Origin of the sequence: Streptomyces adustus (genome assembly GCF_009377175.1) — a bacterium.
Lineage (GTDB): Bacteria > Actinomycetota > Actinomycetes > Streptomycetales > Streptomycetaceae > Streptomyces > Streptomyces adustus.
Genome location: NZ_VJZD01000418.1, coordinates 1 through 4,548, shown reverse-complemented (window position 1 = coordinate 4,548; position 4,548 = coordinate 1). Strand labels below are relative to the sequence as shown.

Here is a 4,548-nt window from a genome sequence, read left to right as displayed (position 1 = left end):
CCCCGGTACGCCCCCGGTGTACCGCCGGCCCCCGGACGGAAAGCCCTCCATGAGCCTGCACGGTCTGCTCGACGCCGTAGTCAAGGACACCGCCCTCGCGGAAGCGGCCAAGGCGGCCTCCGACGGCAACCGGATGCATGTCGACCTCGTCGGCCCGCCCGCCGCGCGCCCCCTCGCGATCGCCGCGCTGGCCCGCGAGACCGGCCGCACGGTGCTGGCGGTGACGGCCACCGGCCGCGAGGCGGAGGACCTGGCGGCGGCCCTGCGCTCGCTGCTGCCGCCGGACGGGGTGGCGGAGTACCCGTCCTGGGAGACCCTGCCGCACGAACGGCTCAGCCCCCGCAGCGACACCGTCGGCCGGCGCCTCGCCGTGCTGCGCCGGCTCGCCCACCCCCGCACCGACGACCCCGAGACCGGCCCGGTGTCCGTCGTCGTGGCCCCCGTACGGTCCGTGCTCCAGCCGCAGGTCAAGGGACTGGGCGACCTGGAGCCCGTGGCACTGCGCCCCGGCCGCAACGCCGACCTGAACGAGGTGGTGGAAGCCCTCGCCGCCGCCGCGTACTCCCGGGTCGAGCTGGTCGAGAAGCGCGGCGAGTTCGCCGTGCGCGGCGGCATCCTGGACGTCTTCCCGCCCACCGAGGAACACCCCCTGCGCGTGGAGTTCTGGGGCGACGACGTCGAGGAGATCCGCTACTTCAAGGTCGCCGACCAGCGCTCCCTGGAGGTCGCCGAACACGGCCTGTGGGCGCCGCCCTGCCGCGAACTGCTGCTCACCGACGAGGTGCGCGCCCGGGCGCAGGCCCTCGCCGAGCAGCACCCGGAGCTGGGCGAGCTGCTCGGCCGGATCGCCGAGGGCATCGCCGTGGAGGGCATGGAGTCCCTCGCCCCGGTCCTGGTCGACGACATGGAGCTGCTGCTCGACGTCCTGCCGAAGGGCGCGATGACGGTCGTCTGCGATCCGGAACGGGTCCGCACCCGCGCCGCGGACCTGGTGGCGACCTCCCAGGAGTTCCTCCAGGCGTCCTGGGCGGCCACCGCGGGCGGCGGCGAGGCGCCCATCGACGTCGGCGCGGCCTCCCTGTGGTCCATCGCGGACGTCCGCGACCGGGCCCGCGAGCTGGACATGATGTGGTGGTCGGTGTCGCCGTTCGCCGCCGACCTGGAGCTGGAGGCCGACACCCTCCAGCTCGGGATGCGCGCCACCGAGACCTACCGCGGCGACACCGCGAAGGCGCTGGCCGACACCAAGGGCTGGCTCGCCGACGGCTGGCGCACGGTCTTCGTCACCGAGGCCCACGGCCCGGCCGCCCGTACGGTCGAGGTGCTCGGCGGCGAGGGCATCGCGGCCCGCCTGGACACCGACCTCGCGGACCTCGCCCCGTCCGTCGTGCACGTGGCCTGCGGCTCGATCGACTACGGCTTCGTCGACCCGGCGCTGAAGCTGGCCGTCCTGACGGAGACCGACCTCTCGGGCCAGAAGGCGGCCGGCAAGGACGGCGCCCGGATGCCCGCGCGCCGCAGGAAGACCATCGACCCGCTGACGCTGGAGGCGGGCGACTACATCGTCCACGAGCAGCACGGCGTCGGCCGCTACATCGAGATGATGCAGCGCACCGTGCAGGGCGCGACCCGCGAGTACCTGGTGGTGGAGTACGCCCCCGCCAAGCGCGGCCAGCCCGGCGACCGCCTCTACATCCCCACCGACCAGCTGGAGCAGATCACCAAGTACGTCGGCGGCGAGGCCCCCACGCTGCACCGCCTCGGCGGCGCCGACTGGACCAAGACCAAGGCGCGCGCGAAGAAGGCCGTCAAGGAGATCGCGGCCGACCTGATCAAGCTGTACAGCGCGCGGATGGCCGCCCCCGGGCACGCCTTCGGCACCGACACCCCCTGGCAGCGCGAGCTGGAGGACGCCTTCCCGTACGCGGAGACCCCCGACCAGCTCACCACCATCGCCGAGGTCAAGGACGACATGGAGAAGACGGTCCCGATGGACCGTCTGATCTGCGGTGACGTCGGCTACGGCAAGACGGAGATCGCGGTCCGCGCCGCCTTCAAGGCCGTACAGGACGGCAAGCAGGTGGCCGTGCTGGTGCCGACGACGCTGCTGGTGCAGCAGCACTTCGGCACGTTCAGCGAGCGGTACTCGCAGTTCCCGGTGAACGTGCGCGCCCTGTCCCGCTTCCAGACCGACACCGAGGCCAAGGGCGTCCTGGAGGGCCTGCGCGAGGGCGCGGTGGACGTGGTCATCGGCACCCATCGGCTGTTCTCCTCGGAGACGAAGTTCAAGGACCTCGGACTGGTCATCGTCGACGAGGAGCAGCGCTTCGGCGTCGAGCACAAGGAGCAGCTGAAGAAGCTGCGCGCCAACGTCGACGTGCTGACGATGTCCGCGACCCCGATCCCGCGCACCCTGGAGATGGCCGTCACCGGCATCCGCGAGATGTCGACGATCACCACCCCGCCGGAGGAGCGCCACCCGGTGCTCACCTTCGTCGGCCCGTACGAGGAGAAGCAGATCGGCGCCGCGATCCGCCGTGAACTGCTGCGCGAGGGCCAGGTCTTCTACATCCACAACCGGGTCGAGTCGATCGACCGGGCGGCGGCGAGGCTGCGCGACATCGTCCCCGAGGCGCGGATCGCCACCGCCCACGGCCAGATGTCGGAGCAGGCGCTGGAGCAGGTCGTCGTCGACTTCTGGGAGAACAAGTTCGACGTGCTCGTCTCGACGACGATCGTCGAGTCCGGCATCGACATCTCCAACGCCAACACGCTGATCGTGGAGCGCGGCGACACCTTCGGCCTGTCCCAGCTGCACCAGCTGCGCGGCCGGGTGGGCCGCGGCCGCGAGCGCGGCTACGCCTACTTCCTCTACCCGCCGGAGAAGCCGCTGACGGAGACGGCCCACGAGCGCCTCGCCACCATCGCCCAGCACACCGAGATGGGCGCGGGCATGTACGTGGCGATGAAGGACCTGGAGATCCGCGGCGCCGGCAATCTGCTCGGCGGCGAGCAGTCCGGGCATATCGCGGGCGTCGGCTTCGACCTGTACGTGCGCATGGTGGGCGAGGCGGTCGCCGACTACCGGCGGCAGCTGGAGACGGGCGGGGTCGAGGAGGAGCCGCCGCTGGAGGTCAAGATCGAACTGCCGGTCGACGCGCACGTCCCGCACGACTACGCGCCGGGCGAGCGGCTGCGCCTCCAGGCGTACCGCGCGATCGCCTCCGCCAACTCCGAGGCGGACATCAAGGCCGTCCGCGAGGAACTCGTCGACCGCTACGGCAAGTTGCCCGAGCCGGTGGAGAACCTGCTGCTGGTGGCGGGGCTGCGGATGCTCGCGCGGGCCTGCGAGGTCGGCGAGATCGTGCTCCAGGGCACCAACATCCGGTTCGCTCCGGTGGAGTTGCGCGAGTCGCAGGAGCTGCGCCTGAAGCGGCTGTACCCCGGGACGGTCATCAAGCCGGCCGTCCACCAGATCCTGGTGCCCCGCCCGAAGACCGCGAAGGTCGGCGGCAAGCCGCTGGTCGGGCGCGAACTCCTCGGGTGGGTCGGCGAGTTCCTGGCGACGGTCCTGGGCTCGTAGGGCCCGTCCTCGCGGAGAGTGCCCCCGACGGACCGTTCCGGTCGGGGGTGCCTCCGGTCGGCGAGCCCCCTGACCTGCGCGTCGGATGCCTGGGCGCCGAATGCTCCGGACCCCCGGACGGCTACGGTGTGCAAGGACCGACGCGGGGAACCCTCTCCGTACGGGGACGGAACCGGGAAGCGAAGGGGAGGGGCGCAGCGTGACGCGTCTGAGGGGAGGGACGGCGATCGCCGTCATGACGGTGTTCGCCGTCGCGGGATGCACACCGCAGACCACGGGATCCGCGGGACCCGCGGAGACGGCCGGCCCGGGAGGGACCGCGGGCGGGGGCGCCGCGCTCACCGCGGCCCGGTCGCTGACCGTCAAGGGCCGGGCGCCGAAGACCGGCTACGACCGGGACCGGTTCGGCACCGCCTGGGCCGACACCGACTCCAACAGCTGCGACACCCGCGACGACATCCTCAAGCGGGACCTGAAGGAGCTCAAGTTCACCGACGGCAAGTGCAAGGTGTCCTACGGCGTCCTCGAACCCGATCCCTACTCCGGCAAGAACGTGACCTACCGGCGCGGCCGCAGCCTGGTCGACATAGACCACGTCGTCGCGCTGTCGGACGCCTGGCAGAAGGGCGCCAAGTACTGGGACCCGAGCAAGCGCATCGCGCTGGCCAACGACCCGCTCAACCTCATAGCCGTCGACGCGAGCACCAACCGCGGCAAGGGCGACGGCGACACGGCGACCTGGCTGCCGCCCAACGCGAGCTACCGGTGCGCCTATGTGGCCGGACAGGTCGCCGTGAAGAAGAAGTACGAGCTGTGGGTGACCGCCGCCGAGAAGGCCGCGATGGTGAAGGTCCTCTCCGGCTGCCCGAGCCAGAAGCTCCCCACCGGGGGCAACCCGACCGAGGCGCCGGCGCGTTTCCGCGCCCGCTGAACCCCGGCCGGGTCTTCCCCCGTCCCCCTGTTCC

2 protein-coding genes are annotated in these 4,548 nt (G+C 72.0%); both read left to right on the top strand.

Annotated features, from left to right (window positions below; all coding sequences use genetic code 11):
• Positions 1–49: 49 nt before the first annotated feature.
• On the top strand, positions 50–3,583 hold the full coding sequence (mfd, locus tag FNH09_RS44755; protein WP_152895610.1) for a transcription-repair coupling factor: 3,534 nt from the start codon (positions 50–52) through the stop codon (positions 3,581–3,583).
• A gap of 199 nt (positions 3,584–3,782) precedes the next feature.
• Positions 3,783–4,514 carry a GmrSD restriction endonuclease domain-containing protein gene (locus FNH09_RS44750; protein ID WP_162470057.1) on the top strand — a complete coding sequence of 244 codons (732 nt, stop codon included), beginning with the start codon at positions 3,783–3,785 and terminating at the stop codon, positions 4,512–4,514.
• Positions 4,515–4,548: the final 34 nt, after the last annotated feature.

What these genes read in the sequence shown, in the direction of transcription:
- mfd (WP_152895610.1), top strand. Translation starts at nt 50, where the DNA reads ATGAGCCTGCACGGTCTGCTCGACGCCGTAGTCAAGGACACCGCCCTC.